Here is a 20,771-nt window from a genome sequence, read left to right as displayed (position 1 = left end):
TGAAGATGAATACTCGCTGGCAACGCGCCGGGCAGAAGGTGAAGCCCGGCTTCAAAATAGCAGGTAAGCTGGTTCTGTTGACCGCGTTACGCTACGGGCCTGCCGGCGTGGCGGGATGGGCGGTAAAATCCGTCGCCCGTCGTCCGCTAAAAATGTTGCTGGCGTTTGCGCTGGAGCCAGTACTTCGTAAGGCGGCGAATAAAATTTCGCAGCGTTACAAATAGCGAGTCTGGTCATAATATTTCGTTAAGCTCTGGCGTATAGTGTGTGCGAAATACATTACGTGTCAGGACGGAAGTATGTTGAAAAAAGGAATATTTGCGTTAGCGTTATTCGTAGCCATGCCGCTTTATGCCGCAGAATACTGGATAGATGTCCGCATTCCGGAACAATATCAGCGTGAGCATATTCAGGGCGCGATTAATATCCCATTGAAGGAGATTAAATCTCATATCGAAACGGTAGTTCCAGACAGGAACGATACGGTAAAGTTATATTGCAACTCCGGACGACAGTCGGGCATGGCAAAACAAATGTTGCTTGATATGGGGTATACGCACGCGATGAATATGGGCGGCATCAGTCGTCTTGATATGCCGAAAGTAAAAAAATAGATAATCTATTGCTCAATACTCATACTAACCGCGGCGCTTAATGCGCCGTTGTTGATCTCTCCGGGTAGTTGATAATAACGTTTTTGCACATATCTATAACGCAGGCTCGTTATTATTTTTTCTTCTCTTCAGGCTCAACAGGATGTCAATGAAGCGACTTAAAACTGAACTCAACGCGCTGGTCAATCGTGGGGTAGACAGGCATTTGCGTCTTGCCGTAACCGGGTTGAGCCGCAGCGGTAAAACAGCGTTTATCACGGCGATGGTTAACCAGTTGCTTAATGTCCACGCGGGCGCGCGCTTACCGTTGCTCAGCGCGGTACGCGAAGAACGCCTGCTTGGCGTAAAGCGCGTGCCTCAACGTGATTTTGGTATTCCCCGTTTTACCTACGATGAGGGGATACTTCAGCTTTATGGCAATCCTCCCGCATGGCCCACACCGACGCGCGGCGTCAGTGAGATTCGGCTGGCGTTGCGCTATCGCTCCAACGACTCGCTGCTGCGCCATTTTAAAGATACCTCGACATTGTATCTGGAGATTGTGGACTATCCAGGGGAATGGTTACTCGATCTGCCCATGCTGGCTCAGGATTATTTAAGCTGGTCCCGTCAGATGAACGGCTTGTTACAAGGGCAACGCGCTGAGTGGGCCGCAAAATGGCGGCAACTTTGCGACGGGCTCGATCCGCTGGCGCCCGCCGATGAAAATCGGCTGGCGGAGATTGCCGCCGCCTGGACGGATTATTTGCATCAGTGTAAATCGCAGGGATTGCACTTTATTCAGCCTGGACGGTTTGTTTTGCCGGGCGATATGGCGGGTGCGCCAGCGTTGCAGTTTTTCCCGTGGCCGGATGTGGACGCCTTCGGCGAGTCAAAACTGGCGCAGGCGGATAAGCAGACCAACGCTGGAATGCTGCGCGAACGCTTTAACTACTATTGCGAAAAAGTGGTCAAAGGGTTCTACAAAAATCATTTTCTACGCTTTGATCGCCAGATTGTGCTGGTCGACTGTCTGCAACCGCTTAATAGCGGGCCGCAGGCGTTTAATGATATGCGTCTCGCCTTAACGCAGCTGATGCAAAGTTTTCACTATGGCCAGCGGACTCTGTTTCGTCGTTTGTTTTCGCCGGTGATTGATAAATTGCTGTTCGCCGCGACGAAAGCCGACCATGTCACCCTCGACCAACATGCCAATATGGTGGCCTTGCTCCAGCAGCTTATTCAGGATGCCTGGCAAAATGCCGCGTTTGAAGGCATCAGTATGGATTGCCTGGGGCTGGCGTCGGTACAGGCGACCACCAGCGGCGTGATTGAGGTCAACGGCGAAAAAATCCCGGCTTTACGTGGAAACCGTTTGAGTGACGGCGCGCCGTTAACCGTGTACCCCGGCGAAGTGCCTTCGCGTTTGCCGGGACAAGCGTTTTGGGATAAGCAGGGCTTTCAGTTCGAAGCCTTTCGTCCGCAGGTGATGGATGTTGATAAACCGTTACCGCATATTCGTCTGGACGCTGCGCTGGAGTTTTTAATAGGAGATAAGCTGCGATGAGCGAACCGTTAAAACCGCGTATTGATTTTGCAGAACCGCTAAAGGAGGAGCCTACGTCGGCCTTCAAAGCGCAGCAAACTTTCAGCGAAGCGGAGTCGCGTACATTTGCGCCTGCGGCTATCGATGAGCGCCCGGAAGACGAAGGCGTGGCAGAAGCGGCGGTCGATGCCGCGCTGCGCCCCAAACGCAGCCTGTGGCGTAAAATGGTGATGGGAGGGCTGGCGCTGTTTGGCGCGAGCGTGGTCGGGCAAGGCGTACAGTGGACAATGAATGCCTGGCAAACTCAGGACTGGGTCGCTTTAGGCGGCTGTGCCGCAGGCGCGCTGATCATTGGCGCTGGCGTGGGATCGGTGGTCACGGAGTGGCGGCGATTATGGCGCTTGCGCCAGCGGGCGCATGAACGCGATGAAGCGCGTGAACTGTTACATAGCCATAGCGTCGGGAAAGGTCGCGCATTTTGCGAAAAACTGGCGCAGCAGGCGGGGATTGATCAATCACATCCGGCATTACAACGTTGGTATGCCGCTATTCACGAAACGCAAAACGACAGGGAAATCGTCGGTTTGTATGCGAATCTGGTACAGCCGGTACTTGACGCGCAGGCGCGACGTGAGATTAGCCGTTTCGCCGCGGAATCGACTCTGATGATCGCCGTCAGCCCGTTAGCGTTGGTGGATATGGCGTTTATTGCCTGGCGTAATTTACGCCTGATTAACCGTATCGCAACGCTGTATGGCATTGAACTTGGTTATTACAGCCGCCTTCGTCTGTTCCGTCTGGTGTTGCTAAATATCGCGTTCGCGGGGGCCAGTGAGCTGGTACGTGAAGTCGGTATGGACTGGATGTCTCAGGATCTGGCCGCACGCCTGTCTACGCGCGCGGCGCAGGGGATTGGCGCAGGCCTCCTTACCGCTCGACTGGGAATAAAAGCGATGGAGCTATGTCGACCATTGCCGTGGATCGACAACGATAAACCACGTCTCGGTGATTTTCGTCGTCAGCTTATCGGTCAGCTAAAAGAGACCCTGCAAAAGAGTAAGTCGTCGCCGGAGAAATGACCTTCCACAGGGCGCTGATTGCCTGGCTTTACGCCGCAGCGCCCGTTTTTCCGTCATGCTGTCAATATTTGTTGACAGAATCCTTCCTGCCAGCCGAATAGTGGCTTATCATCTATTTAATGGTTCATTATTCAGGTGAAGGTTCCCATGCGTCTGGAAGTCTTTTGTGAAGACCGACTTGGTCTGACCCGCGAATTACTTGATTTACTGGTGTTACGTAGCATTGATTTACGCGGAATCGAGATTGATCCCATTGGGCGAATTTATCTTAATTTTGCTGAGCTGGAATTCACCGACTTCAGCAGCCTGATGGCCGAAATCCGCCGTATTTCCGGCGTAACGGATGTCCGTACCGTTCCCTGGATGCCGTCCGAACGTGAACATCTGGCCCTGAGCGCGCTGCTTGAGGCGTTGCCGGAGCCGGTGCTCTCATTGGATATGAAGAGTAAAGTGGAGATGGCGAACCCGGCGAGTTGTCAGCTTTTTGCCCAGAGCCAGGAGCGAATGCGGCACCATACCGCCGCACAATTAATCAACGGCTTCAATTTTCAGCGCTGGCTGGACGGTAACCCGCAAAGCTCCCATAACGAACATGTCGTGATCAACGGGCAAAACTTCCTGATGGAGATTACGCCGGTACATTTACAAAACGAAAATGACGAATACGTGTTGACCGGGGCGGTCGTGATGTTGCGTTCCACGATTCGTATGGGGCAGCAGCTACAGAATTTGTCCACGCAGGATCTGAGCGCGTTTAGTCAGATTATTGCCGTGAGCGCAAAGATGAAGCACGTCGTTGAGCAGGCGCGCAAACTGGCGATGCTCAGCGCGCCGCTGCTGATTACCGGCGATACGGGAACCGGCAAAGATCTTTTCGCCTATGCCTGTCACCAGGCAAGCCCTCGTTCAGCGAAACCGTATCTGGCGCTCAACTGCGCTTCAATCCCGGAAGATGCGGTAGAAAGCGAACTATTTGGCCATGCGCCGGAAGGTAAAAAAGGCTTTTTTGAACAGGCGAATGGCGGTTCGGTGCTGCTGGATGAAATTGGCGAAATGTCGCCGCGTATGCAGGCGAAGCTGCTGCGTTTTCTCAACGATGGTACGTTCCGTCGCGTCGGCGAAGATCACGAAATTCATGTTGATGTCCGCGTTATCTGCGCCACGCAGAAAAATCTGGTGGAGCTGGTGCAAAAAGGACTGTTCCGCGAAGATCTCTATTATCGACTTAACGTTCTGACGCTTAATTTGCCGCCGTTGCGCGATTGTCCGCAGGATATTATGCCGTTGACCGAACTGTTCGTGGCGCGTTTTGCCGACGAACAGGGCGTTCCGCGACCGAAACTGTCTGCCGATCTGAGTACGGTCCTCACTCGTTACGGTTGGCCGGGTAACGTTCGCCAGCTTAAAAATGCGATTTACCGGGCGCTGACGCAACTGGAAGGGTATGAGCTGCGTCCGCAGGATATCCTGCTGCCTGACTACGATGCCGCGACGGTGGCAGTCGGCGAGGATGCGATGGAAGGTTCGCTGGATGACATTACCAGTCGTTTCGAACGTTCTGTCCTTACTCAGCTTTATCGTAGCTATCCGAGTACGCGTAAACTGGCGAAACGGTTGGGGGTATCGCATACCGCGATTGCCAATAAGCTGCGTGAATATGGTCTGAGCCAGAAGAAGGGTGAAGAGTAGAAAAAAAGAAGGCCTCCGGATAGAGGCCTTCTTGTGACAAAAGAGCACCGCCTGTAGCACTGACAAACGTAGCGCCAGCAGGCGCTGGCTTATGCCTTCAGGACATTAAGCGCGGCGTCGTAATCCGGCTCGTGGGTGATTTCATCCACCAACTGGCTGAAAATAACGTTGTCGTTTTCGTCAAGCACGATGACTGCGCGCGCCGCCAAACCTTTCAGCGGGCCGTCAACGATTTCGACGCCGTAGTTTTTCAGAAACTCGTTATTACGCAGAGTGGAAAGCGTAATAACGTTGCTCAGGCCTTCCGCGCCGCAAAAACGCGACTGTGCAAAAGGCAGGTCAGCAGAAACGCACAATACGACGGTATTCTCCACTTCTGTGGCCAGTTGATTAAACTTACGAACTGATGCGGCGCATACGCCAGTATCAATGCTTGGGAAAATATTCAGCACTTTGCGTTTGCCTGCATATTGGCTGAGGGAAACGTCAGACAAATCTTTTGCGACAAGAGTAAAAGCCTGTGCTTTGCTACCAGCCTGCGGAATAACGTTGGCAACGGTGACCGGGTTACCCTGGAAATGTACAGTCTGTGACATAATTATGTTCCTATTTACTTATAGTTAACGTCGAAATCCAGTTTAAGTCATTATTCATTAACACGGCAAATACTATTTGTAGCAAGCCGCGTCCGGCGCTATCAGAGGGGAAGAGATGAGATCTGTTAAGGTATATGAGGAAACCTGGCCGTTACATACGCCTTTTGTTATTGCGCGTGGTAGCCGAAGCGAAGCGCATGTTGTCGTTGTCGAACTGGAAGAAGAGGGCGTAAAAGGCATCGGGGAATGTACGCCATATCCACGTTATGGTGAAAGTGATGCCTCGGTCATGGCGCAAATCATGAGTATTGTGCCTCAGTTGGAAAACGGGCTGACTCGCGAAGCATTGCAGAAACTGTTGCCGGCAGGCGCGGCGCGCAACGCGGTGGATAGCGCCTTATGGGATTTGCAGGCCCGCCAGCGGCAGCAAAGCCTTGCCGGGCTGCTCGGCGTGACGCTGGCCCCGGTTTTTACTACCGCGCAAACGGTAGTGATAGGCACGCCGGAACAGATGGCAGCCAGTGCGGCGGCACTATGGGAAAAAGGGGCGACGTTGCTGAAAATTAAACTCGATGCTCGTCTGATTAGCGAACGTATGGTGGCGATCCGCTCGGCGGTGCCGGAGGCGACGCTCATTGTGGACGCCAATGAATCGTGGCGTCCGGAGGGGCTGGCGGCGCGTTGCCAGTTACTGGCGGATCTGAATGTCGCGATGCTGGAGCAACCGCTGCCCGCGCAGGATGACGCCGCCCTGGAAAATTTTGTTCATCCGTTGCCCATCTGTGCAGATGAGAGCTGCCATACTCGCAGTAGTCTGAAAGCCCTGACGGGGCGCTACGATATGATCAACATTAAGCTGGATAAAACCGGCGGTCTGACCGAGGCGCTGGCGCTGGCAACGGAGGCGCGGGAGCAAGGATTCGGCCTGATGCTGGGCTGTATGCTCTGTACATCAAGAGCGATTAGCGCCGCGCTGCCGCTTATGCCGCAGGTGAGCTTCGCCGATCTTGATGGCCCAACATGGCTGGCGGTTGATGTTGAGCCCGCGCTACGCTTTACGACGGGTCAACTCCATCTTTAGGATGCCAGCGGAGCAGATTCGACATAGCCAGCAAGTATTTTTCGCTGGCTTCATCGGCGGAAACAGGGGGAAACTCGGCGGTAATGCAGTGCAGGTTGAGGTCGGCGCACCAGCTGCCAAACGAACCGGGCGTTTCGTAACCTACGCTGGTCACCAGCGGCAACGCAAACGCATCGGCCAGCCACTCGCCTAGCTCGCTGCGACGTGGATCTTCAATGCAGGCCAGGGGATCGTGAAAAGAGACGACCCAGGCGGGTTGGAGTCGATGAATTAACTGGCAAAGCGCCTGGGTTTCCGGTTCTGAGCCGGGATGGGCGCCGGTTAGCAGCACGACATCACGCTCTTGCGCGCGGCTATTCCAGCGATAAACTGTCTCACCCGCTTTCCAGTTGGCGGCGGGAAAGTTACGGTTTAGATCAACGCCATTCGCATTTGCCCTTAACCCCAGTTGACAGCCATCAGGATTAACGGCAAGTACGACATGATGACGGCGAAGGGTTGGATTTAAGGTGCGTAACGCACAGGAGAGCGTCACCACGGATGAGGTTTCATCCCCGTGGGTGCCAGCCAGTATCAGACCGCTTTCGCGATTGGCGGCAGGCGCCGGAAACCAGATTAGCGGCGCGCCTAGTAGCGAACGTCCATAATGTTCAGTGCCTGGCGGAAATGCGCCGCGCTCGGCACGGGGGCGGGTGACAGTCATACGCGTTTCCCGAAGCTGAGACCAGTAGGGTAATCATCGTAGTGTTGTGTAAAACCCGCCGATTATCAAATGGTTTCTATTTACCCTCTTGTATGGCGCGATATCAACTTTCTGGCGGAAGATAATTGCATTTCTTTCTGCTGAAACAAATAATTACGTTGTCATTTAACTCATCTTTGAGGAACTTCTATGAGGCATTCTGTTTCAGTAACCTGTTGTGCGCTGTTGGTTAGCAGCTTTTCCCTGGCATATGCTGCGGATGTTCCCGGCGGAACGGTACTGGCAGAGAAACAAGAACTGGTGCGTCATATCAAAGATGAGCCCGCTTCGTTAGATCCAGCGAAAGCCGTTGGGCTGCCTGAAATTCAGGTGATCCGCGATCTGTTTGAAGGGCTGGTTAACCAGAACGAAAAGGGTGAAATTATCCCTGGCGTCGCCAGCCAGTGGAAGAGCAATGATAATCGTATCTGGACGTTTACGTTGCGGGATGATGCGCAATGGGCCGATGGAACGCCGGTGACCGCCCAGGATTTTGTCTATAGCTGGCAACGCCTCGTTGATCCCAAAACGCTTTCCCCCTTCGCCTGGTTTGCCGCTCTGGCTGGCATCACTAATGCACAAGCCATTATCGACGGTAAAGTCACGCCGGATCAGCTTGGCGTCAGTGCCGTGGACGCGCACACTTTGCGTGTTCAGCTTGACAAGCCGTTGCCCTGGTTTGCCAGTCTGACCGCCAGTTTTGCCTTTTATCCGGTCCAAAAAGCGAATGTTGAAAGCGGCAAAGACTGGATGAAGCCGGGAAAACTGATTGGCAATGGCGCGTATGTTCTTAAAGAGCGCGTGGTAAATGAAAAACTGGTGGTCGTGCCTAATACGCATTACTGGGATAACGCGAAAACGGTACTGCAAAAAGTAACATTTTTACCCATTAACCAGGAATCGGCTGCGACGAAACGTTACCTTGCCGGTGATATTGATATCACCGAATCTTTCCCTAAAAATATGTACCAGAAATTATTGAAGGATATTCCAGGGCAAGTTTATACACCGCCGCAATTAGGGACTTATTATTATGCGTTTAACACGCAGAAAGGGCCGACGGCGGATTCCCGCGTTCGTCTGGCGCTAAGTATGACCATTGATCGCCGTTTGATGGCGGAAAAAGTCTTAGGTACCGGTGAAAAACCGGCCTGGCATTTTACACCGGATGTCACGGCAGGATTTAAGCCCGATCCTTCACCGTTTGAACAAATGAGCCAGGAAGAACTTAACGCCCAGGCGAAAACATTGCTGCGTGCAGCAGGCTACGGATCGCAGAAGCCGCTTAAATTAACTCTGCTTTACAATACCTCAGAAAACCATCAGAAAATCGCGATTGCGGTGGCGTCAATGTGGAAGAAAAATCTGGGGGTGGATGTGAAATTGCAAAACCAGGAGTGGAAAACGTATATCGACAGCCGGAATACCGGTAATTTTGATGTTATTCGCGCCTCCTGGGTGGGTGATTACAACGAACCGTCGACTTTCTTATCCTTATTAACGTCCACGCATACGGGGAATATTTCACGCTTTACTAATCCGACTTATGACAAAATCCTGACGCAAGCGACGATGGAAAATACCGCCGAAGCGCGTAACGCGGATTACAATGCAGCGGAGAAAATTTTAACGGAACAAGCGCCTATAGCGCCTATTTATCAGTATACCAATGGCCGGTTAATTAAACCGTGGGTAAAGGGATACCCCATTACTAACCCGGAAGATGTGGCCTATAGTCGTACAATGTATATCGTGAAGCACTGATGCGTACTGGTTTCTTGTTAACGTAAGGTAACCACGCCCGCCGCCTGGTGCTGGCAGAAGGCATGGGGATTAAGCGAGCGCCTGATGCCGCCGTTCTCATTGCTGTGTTTTCAGCCAGGCGGCAATATCCTGTGTCGGCAGATGATGTTGTGCATTCCAGGTGTCACTCATCGGCCACCACATACCGTCACCACGCGCGAAGGCGACGCGATAGCGCAGCATTGGGTCATGCGGATGTAAACGGAGCTGCTCCTGTAAGTCAGGTTGCGTCAATACGCCTCGGGTAAAAGTTTGCTGCGTCACGCGTTCGACCGTTTCCGCCAGTTTTGCATAAGAGGTCGTTTCCCCCGCGACAAAGACGACTTCGTTAGTGATACGCGGCTGATGCAGATAAATTTCAGTGGTCAGGCGACCAATATCCGCAGGCGACGTGACGGTGACCTGCCTTTCCCATCCGCCGAGGGCATTGATGGTTTTTTGGTCTAAGTTGACCACATCAAAGGCCGGTTCGAAGAGAAAAGAGGTAAATAAACCGGTTGAAACAATCACCCACTCTGTGACGTTTTGCTCGCGCAAAAGCGTCCTGACGTCATACTGTTCGTCCCACACCGGCTGGCCGCTGCCTTTGCCGACCACATCGTAATTCACGCCAAACTGCCAGGGGAAATAGCGCTTAACGCCCGCCTCCAGTACCGCGCGGGTGATTTTTATCTGGGTACCCGCACCGGCGACAAACCCCATACAATTGATGATCGTATCAAAACCGTGGAATTGATCTTTTAACGCTGCAACCGAACTGCCTGCGATGTCGACCGGGATAAACCGCGCACCGGCATCTGCCAGTTGTTGATGAATGCTGGAACGTCGTTTGCTCTGTTTATCCCTGGATCGCCCTGACACAATAACGCTAACGGAACCATTACGCTGTGTGACCGCCGGAACCAACGACGCCAGCACTGACGCCCCCAGTTGTCCCGCACCCAGCACCAATACTTTTTCACCTACCTGATTATTGGATTGTTTCATTTGCACCTCTCTGTGTTGATTCACCTGTAGATAGAGATTACGTCAGGGATCTGCGTTCGATAAGACGCCGAAGACGGGTTAGACTGTTCTGATAAATGGGATAATTGGCGGGGGGAAAATGGACAAGCTGGAAGCGATGCAGGTCTATGTTTGCGTGGTGGATACCCATAGTTTTATCAGAGCCGCCGAAGTGCTGGGCGTGCCGCGCTCAACGGTATCGCGGGTGGTTAAAGAACTGGAATCCTGGCTTAAGATTCAGCTTTTGCAACGTACAACCCGCAAACTTAGCGTGACCGCAGAGGGGCGGTGTTACTACGAAGAGTGTAAAAGAGTACTGGCAGATATCGCGGCCATGGAGTCGTCATTTCCCGGCCGGGCAGCACAACCCAAAGGGCGTTTTAAAGTGGGGATGCCGCAATCTCTCGCCCGGCATTGCATTATTCCTACGCTCCCGGCCTTTTTGCGCCAGTATCCGGAGCTGGAGCTGATACTTTGTTCCAGCGATAGCGTGGAGGATATTATCCTGCAAGGGTATGACTGCGTGATTCGGGCCGGCAGGATCGATGATTCCACCACGCTGGTTGCCCGTCCGCTCGCCAGTTTTAACTGGGTGATAGCAGCATCGCCCACTTACATTGAGCGTTACGGTAGCCCTGAAAATTTAGATGATCTGCAAAAACACCATGCGGTCGGCTACCTGAACCACCGCACCGGGCGTACCACCGACTGGTTTTTTACGCGTGAAGGGAAGGATTACGCGATGCGGGTGCAGGAGACGCTGGTTGTCGATGATACGGACGCTTATATTCAGGCCGGAATACAGGGACTGGGGTTAATTCGCGTCGCCAGCTATCTGGTTACGCCGTATCTGCACAGCGGGGCGCTGGTGACCTGCATGGACAACCATTCTTACGATTTGCCGCTTGCGCTGGTCTATCCGCAAAACAGGTTTCTGCCGCCTGCGGTACGCGCTTTTTATGACTGGTGCAAAACGGCGCTGAGCCAGCCGGAGCCTCTTTGCTAAAAAATATTATTCCGGATATCGCATTGCCTGTTCAGAAAACTTTTTCACAAACGGTCAAAATGACGGTACTGGTTTTGACACATAAGAAAAGTCATTATCAAACAGGGTGCTACACGGCGAGGATATAGCAAGCACGGAACGTTTGGATGCAATAAAAAATCTGTACAACTGTTATTAATGAACTTTTTGTATAAATATAATCGGATTTAACAATATTCATTGTACCTGTATTTTGCTCTTATCATGGCGTCTTTACGACGAAAGGGTGCTTTAGCGTGGAATATTCAATATTAAGTAACAACCTTAAAATGCCTATGGTGGGTTTTGGCGTTTTTAAGGTAACCGACAAAGAAGAATGTCAGCAGTCAGTGTTAAGCGCTATTCGCAGCGGTTATCGTCTTATCGATACCGCTGCGGTATACGGCAATGAAGATGCCGTTGGTGACGCTGTTCGTAAAGCTATCGCGACAGGTCTGTGTACCCGTGAGGAGTTATTTATTACTTCTAAACTGTGGGTGCAAGATATGGCTAACTACGATCTGGCCAAAGCAGGTATTGAAGCGTCGCTGAAAAAATCCGGGTTAGATTATTTTGATCTCTATTTATTGCATCAGGCAATGGGCGATTATTTTAGTGCGTGGCGCGCGCTGGAAGACGCTTATGAAGCCGGTAAACTAAAAGCCATTGGCGTGTCCAACTTCTATGCGCATGTGTTAGCCAACTTCTGTGAAACCGTCAGAATTACGCCAATGGTAAACCAGGTCGAATTGCATCCATACTTTGCACAACCCGCCGCGCTGGAAACCATGAAGCATTATAACGTTCAGCCTGAAGCGTGGGCGCCGTTAGGCGGCGGGAGACATAAACCGTATGAAAATGTCATGCTTCAAAGGATTGCCGATGCCCATCAAAAAACCATCGCGCAGGTTGTCCTGCGTTGGAACGTGCAGCGTGGCGTCACGGTTATTCCTAAATCCACTCGACAGGAACGCATTGAAGAGAACTTTGCCATCTGGGATTTCTCACTAACGGATAATGAAATGGCTCAAATCAACGCCCTTGATTTAGGCTACGTTGGCGAAGCGGTGAAGCATTTTAATCCTGAATTTGTTCGCGGTTGTCTTGGCGTTAAAATCCACGATTGATCCCGGCGCTTGCGGATGTTTTCTCGCATGAACAGCTTCTAACACGGTTGCCGGAGCGTAGACGGCAACCGTGTGATATTCGCCTGGCCGTCAGGCTCCGAAGGCACCATCGATGGTGTGCATTGCGCCAGTGACGAAAGAAGCTTCCGGACCGGCAAGCCATGCCACCATTCCAGCCACTTCTTCAGGTCTTCCGTGTCGTTTGATCGCCATGAAACTGTGCATCAGCTCTTTCATGGGGCCATCTTCCGGATTGATGTCGGTATCAATGGGACCTGGCTGCACCACATTTATCGTAATCCCGCGGGGGCCAAAATCACGGGCCAGGCCGCGCGCCAGCCCTTGCAGGGCTGATTTACTGGCGGCGTACGCGGCCATTCCCGGTACGGGCATCCGATCGCCATTCACGGAACCGATAATAATAATGCGTCCACCTTCCGGCATATTGCGGGCTGCTTCGACTGACGCATGGTAAGGCGCATGGATATTAATACGGAACAAACGATCTATCGCATCGCTATCTTGTTCCAGCGCATCGCCGAAGAGAGCCACGCCCGCATTGACGACCAGAATATCCAGTGGTCCGTACTCACGCACGAGGCTGATGACGGCATCCCGATCGGCGCTATCCGTCTGGATGGCGGTGCTTCCGGTTTCCGCTGCCAGTTTTTCGGCGGCTTCACGCGATCCGGCGTAGCTGAAAACGACCGATGCGCCGTCAGCGCTAAAGCGTCGTACAATAGCCGCGCCGATACCACGACTTCCCCCTAAAACCAGTACAGATTTGTTGCGAAATAGCATCATCAGGATGTCCTTTATGATATTGTAGTAGCCACTACAATATGCGTAATGAAATCATGCCGTCAAGGAGTTATGTAGTAATGACTACAAAACATAGCCGAACGCCGGGTCGCCCTCGCCAGTTCGATCCGGAGCAAGCCATTGAAACCGCTCAACACTTATTTCATTCGCGCGGATACGACGCGGTGAGCGTAGCGGATCTGACAAAAGCGTTCGGGATCAATCCTCCCAGTTTCTATGCGGCGTTTGGCAGCAAGCTGGGGCTGTATACTCGCGTATTAAAGCGTTACAGGATGACCGACGCGATTCCGCTCGGGGCGCTTCTGCGTCACGATCGCCCGACTGCGAAGTGCCTTATCGATGTGCTGATGGAAGCGGCAAGACGTTACGCTGCCGATCCTGATGCCACTGGATGTCTGGTTCTGGAGGGCGCTCATTGTAACGATAAACCGGCACGAGAGGCCGCCTGCGAGTTTTACATCGCTGCTGAAAACCTGATTCGCACTTATGTCGCCATGCGGTATCCGCAAGAGGCTGACCGGACGACGGACTTTATGGGGACGCTAATGGCGGGGCTTTCCGCCAAGGCGCGAGCGGGGTATGGCCTGGAGCGTCTTCAGGAGAGCGTGCTTCTGGCTGGGGATGTGCTGGAGCGATTACTGCCGGATTAACGCAGCGCATCAAAAAACCTGAGCCAATCAGATACGGGCAAACAGAGAGCAATAGCCCTAATCATCCATCTTGCCGTTGCGGTATTCGGTAAAGTACATCAAAAATAGAGGTGTCAGGGAAACAAGAAATGCAAAAGTGTAGTCTTATTACGGTACTTAGCTTATCAGTGTTGATGCTAGCCGGATGTACAACGACCTATACCATGACGACCCGGACGGGAGAGATTATTGAAACGCAGGGTAAGCCGGAGGTTGACACCGCAACCGGAATGACGAAATACGCTGATGTTTATGGTTATCATCGCGTTATTAAAACCAGTGAAATAGTGCAGACGACAGAAGGCGCATCGAAGCTGGACTGGTAATGCGCTAAAGCAGTTGGGAGGCCGTGTCCAGTATGGGTACCGGACTGTTTCTGGGCCAGAATTGGATAGAGCGCCTGTATAGCCGAATTCCGGGTCTCGGCTTGATTTGTGTCGTCAGTTATTTGGTTGTTCCCTGTATAGTGAAGATAAACAGTACTCATGGCTAACGGTCTGTTTTGGATTGCTAACTATCCCGGATTCTGCGCGTTTTATTTAGTCACAACCATGGTTAAGAATATTTTGGGTCAGACTTACACGCCGGGTATTAAGATAATCCGTCGCATAGAGAGCTTGATCGGCATCATTCGGTTCAAGAAGAAACGGCGTGACTTTGGGTATGAGATCAGCAAACAGGTTATATTGATCCACAGAGGCAAAATGCCGGGTAGCGCTGGCCCAGGGCATTCACATCAGCTCTGCGTAAGAAGGGGATAGTTGAACAGGTAAATCAAATTCTTTCAGATTAGCAAGCATCTCCTTATTCATATAAAATGTGACCCTGTTTCGCGAAAAGGTGTTAAGCACTGCCTTCAGTCGTTTAACTTTTGCTTCTTTACTCATGCTATTATCAAAAAAACGTGGTGAAAGCATAATAGCAATCGATGCATTTGATGAAATAACATTATGTAGTGGTTTCAGGGCTACAACAATCTGATCGTTTGTGAAGATACGCTGCGTACCAGAGGAAGTAGTATAGTTTCCACCCAGCCAGATCACATAATCTGTTGTTTTGAGGGGAAGCGCTTTTTCCGGTATATTACCCCTGTCAGGTGCCACTGTTTCAATTGCTAGTGAGTCTTGTCCCCAGACATTATTTACTTTAGAACTCAAAAAATTATATTCTGAAATATTCCTTAGTTTTAGTAGAGTTATCTGCGAGCGGGTAAAAAAGAGATTGAATCTCACTTTGTTCTGCAATTGCCGAAGTAATCTGAGCGTGTTCTGATCGATCAGATGAGTATAAAGACCAACAGTTTTTCCGGAAAGTATTGCTGAGGCATTGTTCGCAAGAAGCATCTCTTTTATAGCTCCTTGCCCAATAATCAGTACACAACGGTATTTTTCTGGTCTGATTTTATCTATGGGGATATCGGTAAGATTGACCAGGTCAGGAGTGCCATGCCGCCAATTATCATGAATGACTGCGGCTCCGGAGGCGTCTCCTCCGGCTCCCCTGGTGATAATAAGAGGAGGGTGGGTACTGGCATGTGCGATATACGAAAAACAAGCTACCATTGCTAGCGTTGTGTTTCTGATGGTTGTATACATATCGTCTGCCCTGATTTCGAAAATATGAATAATGTCTCCTCTTATAATGTACATCAAAAAGAGAATATTTAAATTAAACGGTATCTCAACGAGATAAAAGGTTAGCACAGTAAAGTATAGAGAGAATGTAATCATACCAACATTGTAAATGTGGGAGCATGAAGGCCCCGCAAGCCGCCCGGCCAGCATACTCCCGTTAATAGTTAAAGTATGGACTTTGCTTTTACCGTAAACTGTAGCCAATATTACCTGATCACTACACCGTACAGTACTGTCAGAAATCTGTCCCCGGTGTCGCATGCACGCAATTTATTTTTTCAATTCTTTCAAAACGTTAACTATATTAATAGCCACTTATTTTACCAGAATCAATACTGAGAGTTTTATTACCGTACTGAAAAGAGAAGACTTTTCAGATGAAATGCGTGGATGGTACGAAGTCATTACAGTACAGGGATGTAATAATAAAGATCGACAATGGATTCATTATTCTGTTGCTTTTGGACGGAGGCCAAATGGAAGTATTCAATATCTTCTCCTTCTCTCCTGATAAGATTCAGTTTTGGTAATATACACATATATATTGTATTGGAAAATTGTTGATATTGTTCCTTATGACCAACGAAATGGAATTTTGCATATTTACCACATTTTATTACCCTCGACATGGGTATTTTGCCTCCATCGACGGAATTATGTTCCATACCAAAAAAACTGCTTACGGCGATGACCTGGTCTTTGGTATTATCCGGCTTAAAAGACGAGAGACAATAAACATTTTCGCCCCACGTTCTGAGCGTCTCATGAATGATTTTCCATTTTATAGGCGACGCTTTTTTAGGAAGGTCATTTGTTGCGATCTGATGAGATGTTTGAAATCCGAAAATTTCTTTTGACGTAAGCTGACAAATTTCGAACTGATAATGCTCATCACAGTCAAGCCAGTAGGGAGGCCGTAGGTTTCTGAGATCCCAGAAATCAGCCTTGCGATAGTTATTGGGATTGACGCCAAATGTTTTTTTGAACTCTCGACTATAGGACTGCACTGAATCAAACCCCATTCTGAACGCGATATCTGTGACCGACTGAGAGGTCAGCTTTAGCAGAGTGGCGCTTCTGCTCAACTTGCGTTGTCTGATATATTTTCCGATAGAGACGCCACACTTTTCTTTAAAAAAATCCTGCAAACTCCTTCGCGAATAACCTGTTATAACAACCAACTTTTCAATATCAATCCTCTCTTCAAGATTTTTTTCTATTTGCTCTAATACTGAGACTATTATGGCTCTTTTCATCATCATTCCTCTTTGTTGAAGCCGAAAATATAAACATTTAAGGTGTTTTACATACTGTGTTATTAAACCAGTGGGGGGGTGTTAGCTTTTCTGGCAAAACAAGAAAGATTTAAATTGCTTGACGTTTCTGAATAAACTTTACACTTGGCGATCGGCTTTTGCCAGTAAAGCTAAGTAATTAGCATGGCGAAGGGCATAATTTCACAGGCGGTTAAAATGATTGAATAATCCTGAATTTTTAGCCCGTGAGATTATAAATCTCATAATTATTTCTAATGATTTAATAAAAGGGATGAATTGTTTTGTACTTCAAAAAATCTTTATTAGCTTTAGCGATTTGTGCATCCGTGGTCTCAGTAGAGGCGGTGGCGAATATCAGAGCCAATGATATGGCTTCTTCTTCTACGCCTGCTTCTGTTGGTCACCGTCCTGTGGCAACTACTAATGCAAAAAAGATAGAAGTGTCTGGGGAACTGACGACCGGTTCAACCCTCCAGATAGCGGATGTTTTTATTGAGGATGAGGATGGGGATCCCTTATCGCTGGATAAAATGAATAATGCCGACGATATTAAATGGTATCTGGTGGATAATGAGGCCGCCGATCCTTCTGGAACCCCGGCGGCAACCGGGACGGCTTTTACCATTCCTGCTGATGCAGGCGGTAAAAAAATTAAAATCGTTTACCGGATTAAGACGGCAACGGGGACGCCGGATAGTGCATTCTTGCCTGCCACTGTCTTATTAACTTCTGCATCTTCTGGGGTGAGCGGCGACTCCGCCGCAGACGGTACAATTTCTAATAAGCTACGTTCTGTCACTATCAATGTGGTGAATGAAAGTGGTAAACCGACTGATGAACTCAACGGTACCAATGACGCCAACACTCCAGTGGTAGGCGGCACCCTTGAAGCGGTACTGGAATGTGCCGCCACAGCGGCGGCTGAGTGTGAGGTCAGTAATTATAACTTTACCTGGCAGATGGCGGATGCCGGGACACCAGATAAGTTCACCGATCTGAATAATACCAACGCTGAAAAGCATAAATATATTATTAAGGGAACTGAGCAGAATAAATTGTTCCGTGTTCACGTCACGCCTAAAACGACGAAAGCCACGCCGGAGAATAAACGCGCTATCCGTCGCTGATCTTTATCGCTAAATAAACATCTTATTTAAATGCTCCCCCTGCCAGGCAGGGGGATATAGCAGGAGACAATACAGTGGTTTTTTCTAAAAAACCCATTACTAAATATATAACCTGGGCCATTGTTACCAGTCAGATTCCACTCCCGGTCATTGCTGATAGCGATAGTGAAATTCAGTCGTGGATTGCGGGGACGGCATCGTCTATTTCTCCGCACCTGCAGGAGGGGACGCTGGAGGATTATGCCAAAGGAAAAATCAAGGCGTTACCAGGGCAAGCCGCTAATCATCTGGTGAACGAGGGGATAAAGAACGCTTTTCCGGAGATTATTTTCCGTGGTGGCGTCAATCTTGAAGATGGCGCGAAATATCGCTCATCAGAGTTCGATATGTTTATTCCTGTCCAGGAAACAACATCGTCTTTACTCTTTGGCCAGCTTGGCTTTCGCGACCACGACAACAGCAGTTTCGATGGACGCACTTATGTTAACGTTGGTGTCGGTTACCGCCAGGAGGTCAATGGATGGCTGCTCGGCGTCAATACGTTTCTGGATGCCGACATCCGTTATTCCCACTTACGTGGCGGCATTGGCGGGGAAGTCTATAAAGACAGTATGGCCTTTTCCGGCAACTATTATTTCCCTCTCACCGGCTGGAAAACGTCAGCAGCGCATGAGTTACATGATGAGCGTCCGGCATATGGCTTTGATCTGCGAACAAAAGGCACGCTCCCCGATTTTCCCTGGTTCAGTGGCGAGCTGACATATGAACAGTATTACGGGGATAAAGTTGATCTATTGGGTAACGGTACGTTAAGCCGGAATCCCCGCGCCGCAGGTGCGGCTCTGGTCTGGAATCCTGTCCCCTTGCTTGAGGTCAGAGCAGGATATCGGGACGCCGGTAATGGCGGATCGCAGGCAGAGGGCGGTCTGAGAGTCAATTATTCCTTCGGTACGCCGTTACATGAACAGCTTGATTACCGCAACGTTGGGGCGCCGTCGAATACGACTAATCGGCGTGCCTTTGTTGATCGTAATTACGATATCGTCATGGCGTATCGGGAGCAGGCCAGCAAAATCCGCATTACGGCAATGCCGGTGTCAGGCCTGTCCGGGACGCTGGTGACATTAATGGCGACGGTAGATAGCCGTTACCCGGTTGAGAAGGTTGAGTGGTCGGGTGATGCGGAGCTTCTCGCCGGGCTCCAGCTTCAGGGGAGTCTGGGCAGCGGCCTTATTCTTCCACAACTTCCGCTGACGGTGACCGACGGTCAGGAGTATAGCCTTTATTTAACGGTGACTGACAGCCGGGGTACTCGCGTGACCTCCGAGCGTATCCCGGTAAGGGTGACACAGGATGAGACCAGTTTCCGTTCCTGGATAAATGTTATCAATGACGATGTTCAGGTTGAGGACGGCAACTTTGTTGTCAGTACGCCGCTTCCTGCCGGAGAAGAGGGGAAGGTTATTGAGTGGCACTACGTGCGCGAGCGTTCTGAAGAGGAGTGGGCGTCGCTCAAACCACGTAATATTAAGTATCAATCAGATACGCCGGGTCTGGCATTTAAAGCGCTCGGTGGTACAGAGCGTGATGGTCATTGGGTTGAACGGGTTCTGGTGACCCATATCGGCGATGATACCCGCCCGCTCAAATTACATATTGAAGCAAGCGGACCAGACGATAAACATCCGGTGAAGGGGACCGTACTGCTGCAAGCGCAGTCAGACAGCATTGCGCAGAAGGTCACTTCTGTGGAGGTGCTTTTTACGCCGGGTACTGAAGAGGACAACGGAAGTGTTACCGCGCCAGTCGTCGGAACGGAAATGCGAGCCAGAACACTTTGTGTAAATAACACGGACTGTACTGATGCGTTTAATTATCAGTGGGAAATCTCGGATGAAATGAAATCCTGGAAATCCGTACCGGGGGCGACAAAGGCCACCTGGCTTATCCCTTATAGCCTTAACGGGGAACCGCTTCAGAATAAATATATCCGCGTCAGAATTATTTCTGATAAAGAAAATGCCAAGAGTTCTACCGCAGCATCTGATGCGAATTAATGTTTTAAAAAGGATCAACAGTGCGTATGTCGAAACATAATCTTATTATCTATAGCCTGCTTCTGGCGGCTGCGCCGATAAGCGTCTTGGCGGATTCGTCGACAACGTCCGCGACAACCGTCGGGATGTTTTCTCCTCCTACGGCGCCGAGCGTTGGGCACAGGCCTGGTTCGCCGTTGAGTGATTATGGGTTGGAATTGAATGGGGATTCTGGATATGCTGAATCATATATACCTATACCAGGCATGCTTTTAAAATCAAGAATGGTTGGGAGAGTCAGTGATCCTGATACTGAAAAATATCAAGCTAATGAAACGGCTACCACAGTATGTACGTATTATCGCGTTGAGAAAGATGACTCACAGCATGAGCTTCTACGTGAAAAGCCGTGTAAATATGAAATTGTTATCAGCGAGGATAATGTAGGTTCGAAGATAAGAATTGAGCATTATAACGAAACAGATATGGTCTCAGCACCAGGATATACGCCTGTGCCGATGGTTTCTGAAATCCATTCTATTGAAACAAAACGTATAGTTAAATTGAGTAAAGATTTATCTGTCATTAGTGCAGATAAATCTTTACTGATGCCAGGAGAGAGTGCTGTTGTGAAAATTATTGTTAAAGATATAAATAATAACCCCATATCTAATCTCAATCTCCAGTGTGGGCATTTTCCAACAGGAAGTTGGAATAGTCGATGCGATATCAAAGCCGGGGGTAATCCCGGAGAGTATCTTCAGACGGTAACTTATAATGGAGGTTCAAATGGAGAGTTGAAATTGACATATAAATATTTTGGGGAATTGATTAAAGATAAATTTACTATCTCCGGGACAATAAAAAAGTAGAGTAAAAACAGCAATGAATAATGGGTTGG

The 20,771-nt window shown here is 49.9% G+C and carries 19 protein-coding genes and 1 pseudogene; 14 read left to right on the top strand and 6 right to left on the bottom strand.

The genetic code is table 11. From position 1 onward, the window contains the following. The first annotated feature begins 5 nt into the window (after positions 1–5). The 5 genes from pspD to tyrR all read left to right on the top strand — a co-directional run bounded on the left by pspD (position 6) and on the right by tyrR (position 4,907). Positions 6–224, top strand: a complete 219-nt coding sequence (pspD, locus tag ACLJTG_RS02820; RefSeq protein ID WP_001097607.1) for a phage shock protein PspD — start codon at positions 6–8, stop codon at positions 222–224. Between the two features lie 75 nt (positions 225–299). Next, entirely contained in the window at positions 300–614 is a 315-nt protein-coding gene (gene pspE / locus ACLJTG_RS02815) for a thiosulfate sulfurtransferase PspE (protein ID WP_000913432.1), read from the top strand. Positions 615–762: 148 nt separating this feature from the next. Next, positions 763–2,160: a YcjX family protein gene (locus ACLJTG_RS02810; protein WP_000825858.1), complete on the top strand. Its 1,398-nt coding sequence runs from the start codon at positions 763–765 to the stop codon at positions 2,158–2,160. After that, complete coding sequence (locus ACLJTG_RS02805) at positions 2,157–3,218, top strand: YcjF family protein (protein WP_001294467.1); 1,062 nt, start codon at positions 2,157–2,159, stop codon at positions 3,216–3,218. The genes ACLJTG_RS02810 and ACLJTG_RS02805 overlap by 4 nt, the downstream gene beginning before the upstream one ends. 147 nt (positions 3,219–3,365) lie before the next feature. Continuing rightward, positions 3,366–4,907: a transcriptional regulator TyrR gene (tyrR, locus tag ACLJTG_RS02800; protein WP_001235493.1), complete on the top strand. Its 1,542-nt coding sequence runs from the start codon at positions 3,366–3,368 to the stop codon at positions 4,905–4,907. A gap of 89 nt (positions 4,908–4,996) precedes the next feature. Here the strand turns inward: tyrR and tpx are convergent, their stop codons facing one another. After that, positions 4,997–5,503 (bottom strand): thiol peroxidase, encoded by a 507-nt coding sequence (gene tpx, locus ACLJTG_RS02795; RefSeq protein ID WP_000084401.1) that lies wholly within the window; start codon positions 5,501–5,503, stop codon positions 4,997–4,999. A gap of 115 nt (positions 5,504–5,618) precedes the next feature. Here tpx and ycjG point away from each other — a divergent pair, with 115 nt between their 5' ends. After that, the gene (gene ycjG / locus ACLJTG_RS02790; protein ID WP_021000382.1) at positions 5,619–6,584 is read left to right on the top strand and encodes an L-Ala-D/L-Glu epimerase; all 966 of its coding nucleotides are present in this window, start codon (positions 5,619–5,621) and stop codon (positions 6,582–6,584) included. On the opposite strand, the gene mpaA is transcribed toward ycjG, so the two are convergent. Further along, positions 6,559–7,287 (bottom strand): murein tripeptide amidase MpaA, encoded by a 729-nt coding sequence (gene mpaA, locus ACLJTG_RS02785; protein WP_410958885.1) that lies wholly within the window; start codon positions 7,285–7,287, stop codon positions 6,559–6,561. The genes ycjG and mpaA overlap by 26 nt on opposite strands. A gap of 189 nt (positions 7,288–7,476) precedes the next feature. Between mpaA and ACLJTG_RS02780 the strand changes: the two genes are divergently transcribed. Next, entirely contained in the window at positions 7,477–9,090 is a 1,614-nt protein-coding gene (locus ACLJTG_RS02780) for an ABC transporter substrate-binding protein (RefSeq protein WP_001216553.1), read from the top strand. 96 nt (positions 9,091–9,186) lie between these two features. Here ACLJTG_RS02780 and ACLJTG_RS02775 read toward each other — a convergent pair whose 3' ends face one another. Next, a complete protein-coding gene (locus ACLJTG_RS02775) occupies positions 9,187–10,116 on the bottom strand; it encodes an aromatic alcohol reductase (RefSeq protein WP_154023534.1) in 930 nt (309 codons plus the stop codon). 118 nt (positions 10,117–10,234) lie between these two features. Here ACLJTG_RS02775 and ACLJTG_RS02770 point away from each other — a divergent pair, with 118 nt between their 5' ends. Next, entirely contained in the window at positions 10,235–11,140 is a 906-nt protein-coding gene (locus ACLJTG_RS02770; RefSeq protein ID WP_410958884.1) for a LysR family transcriptional regulator, read from the top strand. A 275-nt stretch (positions 11,141–11,415) separates the two neighbouring features. Next, the gene (locus tag ACLJTG_RS02765) at positions 11,416–12,285 is read left to right on the top strand and encodes an aldo/keto reductase (RefSeq protein WP_000456780.1); all 870 of its coding nucleotides are present in this window, start codon (positions 11,416–11,418) and stop codon (positions 12,283–12,285) included. A gap of 90 nt (positions 12,286–12,375) precedes the next feature. On the opposite strand, the gene bdcA is transcribed toward ACLJTG_RS02765, so the two are convergent. Further along, on the bottom strand, positions 12,376–13,089 hold the full coding sequence (bdcA, locus tag ACLJTG_RS02760; protein WP_000979084.1) for an SDR family oxidoreductase: 714 nt from the start codon (positions 13,087–13,089) through the stop codon (positions 12,376–12,378). Between the two features lie 77 nt (positions 13,090–13,166). Here bdcA and ACLJTG_RS02755 point away from each other — a divergent pair, with 77 nt between their 5' ends. Then, positions 13,167–13,757 (top strand): TetR/AcrR family transcriptional regulator, encoded by a 591-nt coding sequence (locus ACLJTG_RS02755; protein WP_000208473.1) that lies wholly within the window; start codon positions 13,167–13,169, stop codon positions 13,755–13,757. Between the two features lie 128 nt (positions 13,758–13,885). Beyond that, a complete protein-coding gene (locus ACLJTG_RS02750) occupies positions 13,886–14,122 on the top strand; it encodes a YgdI/YgdR family lipoprotein (RefSeq protein WP_001168017.1) in 237 nt (78 codons plus the stop codon). A gap of 213 nt (positions 14,123–14,335) precedes the next feature. On the opposite strand, the pseudogene ACLJTG_RS02745 reads toward ACLJTG_RS02750, so the two are convergent. After that, positions 14,336–15,445: pseudogene (locus ACLJTG_RS02745) on the bottom strand (hypothetical protein). A gap of 389 nt (positions 15,446–15,834) precedes the next feature. After that, positions 15,835–16,692, bottom strand: a complete 858-nt coding sequence (locus tag ACLJTG_RS02740) for a GyrI-like domain-containing protein (RefSeq protein WP_077248414.1) — start codon at positions 16,690–16,692, stop codon at positions 15,835–15,837. A 296-nt stretch (positions 16,693–16,988) separates the two neighbouring features. Between ACLJTG_RS02740 and zirU the strand changes: the two genes are divergently transcribed. The 3 genes from zirU to ACLJTG_RS02725 all read left to right on the top strand — a co-directional run bounded on the left by zirU (position 16,989) and on the right by ACLJTG_RS02725 (position 20,742). Then, positions 16,989–17,834, top strand: coding sequence for a two-partner-like secretion system exoprotein ZirU (gene zirU, locus ACLJTG_RS02735; protein WP_023210613.1), 846 nt, complete (start codon positions 16,989–16,991; stop codon positions 17,832–17,834). Positions 17,835–17,908: 74 nt separating this feature from the next. Next, on the top strand, positions 17,909–19,891 hold the full coding sequence (gene zirT / locus ACLJTG_RS02730) for a two-partner secretion translocator ZirT (protein WP_017465583.1): 1,983 nt from the start codon (positions 17,909–17,911) through the stop codon (positions 19,889–19,891). A gap of 26 nt (positions 19,892–19,917) precedes the next feature. Next, on the top strand, positions 19,918–20,742 hold the full coding sequence (locus ACLJTG_RS02725; protein WP_001652734.1) for a ZirS family two-partner secretion-like system exoprotein: 825 nt from the start codon (positions 19,918–19,920) through the stop codon (positions 20,740–20,742). Positions 20,743–20,771: the final 29 nt, after the last annotated feature.

It is taken from the genome of Salmonella sp. SAL00672 (assembly GCF_046552175.1).
Classification (GTDB): domain Bacteria; phylum Pseudomonadota; class Gammaproteobacteria; order Enterobacterales; family Enterobacteriaceae; genus Salmonella; species Salmonella enterica.
This window is presented reverse-complemented; position numbering and strand designations above follow the sequence as displayed.

Bases quoted from the DNA above. Each gene is read 5' to 3' on its own strand.
- pspD (WP_001097607.1), top strand. From the start codon at position 6: ATGAATACTCGCTGGCAACGCGCCGGGCAGAAGGTGAAGCCCGGCTTC.
- pspE (WP_000913432.1), top strand. From the start codon at position 300: ATGTTGAAAAAAGGAATATTTGCGTTAGCGTTATTCGTAGCCATGCCG.
- ACLJTG_RS02810 (WP_000825858.1), top strand. From the start codon at position 763: ATGAAGCGACTTAAAACTGAACTCAACGCGCTGGTCAATCGTGGGGTA.
- ACLJTG_RS02805 (WP_001294467.1), top strand. From the start codon at position 2,157: ATGAGCGAACCGTTAAAACCGCGTATTGATTTTGCAGAACCGCTAAAG.
- tyrR (WP_001235493.1), top strand. From the start codon at position 3,366: ATGCGTCTGGAAGTCTTTTGTGAAGACCGACTTGGTCTGACCCGCGAA.
- tpx (WP_000084401.1), bottom strand. From the start codon at position 5,503: ATGTCACAGACTGTACATTTCCAGGGTAACCCGGTCACCGTTGCCAAC.
- ycjG (WP_021000382.1), top strand. From the start codon at position 5,619: ATGAGATCTGTTAAGGTATATGAGGAAACCTGGCCGTTACATACGCCT.
- mpaA (WP_410958885.1), bottom strand. From the start codon at position 7,287: ATGACTGTCACCCGCCCCCGTGCCGAGCGCGGCGCATTTCCGCCAGGC.
- ACLJTG_RS02780 (WP_001216553.1), top strand. From the start codon at position 7,477: ATGAGGCATTCTGTTTCAGTAACCTGTTGTGCGCTGTTGGTTAGCAGC.
- ACLJTG_RS02775 (WP_154023534.1), bottom strand. From the start codon at position 10,116: ATGAAACAATCCAATAATCAGGTAGGTGAAAAAGTATTGGTGCTGGGT.
- ACLJTG_RS02770 (WP_410958884.1), top strand. From the start codon at position 10,235: ATGGACAAGCTGGAAGCGATGCAGGTCTATGTTTGCGTGGTGGATACC.
- bdcA (WP_000979084.1), bottom strand. From the start codon at position 13,089: ATGATGCTATTTCGCAACAAATCTGTACTGGTTTTAGGGGGAAGTCGT.
- ACLJTG_RS02755 (WP_000208473.1), top strand. From the start codon at position 13,167: ATGACTACAAAACATAGCCGAACGCCGGGTCGCCCTCGCCAGTTCGAT.
- ACLJTG_RS02750 (WP_001168017.1), top strand. From the start codon at position 13,886: ATGCAAAAGTGTAGTCTTATTACGGTACTTAGCTTATCAGTGTTGATG.
- ACLJTG_RS02740 (WP_077248414.1), bottom strand. From the start codon at position 16,692: ATGATGATGAAAAGAGCCATAATAGTCTCAGTATTAGAGCAAATAGAA.
- ACLJTG_RS02725 (WP_001652734.1), top strand. From the start codon at position 19,918: ATGTCGAAACATAATCTTATTATCTATAGCCTGCTTCTGGCGGCTGCG.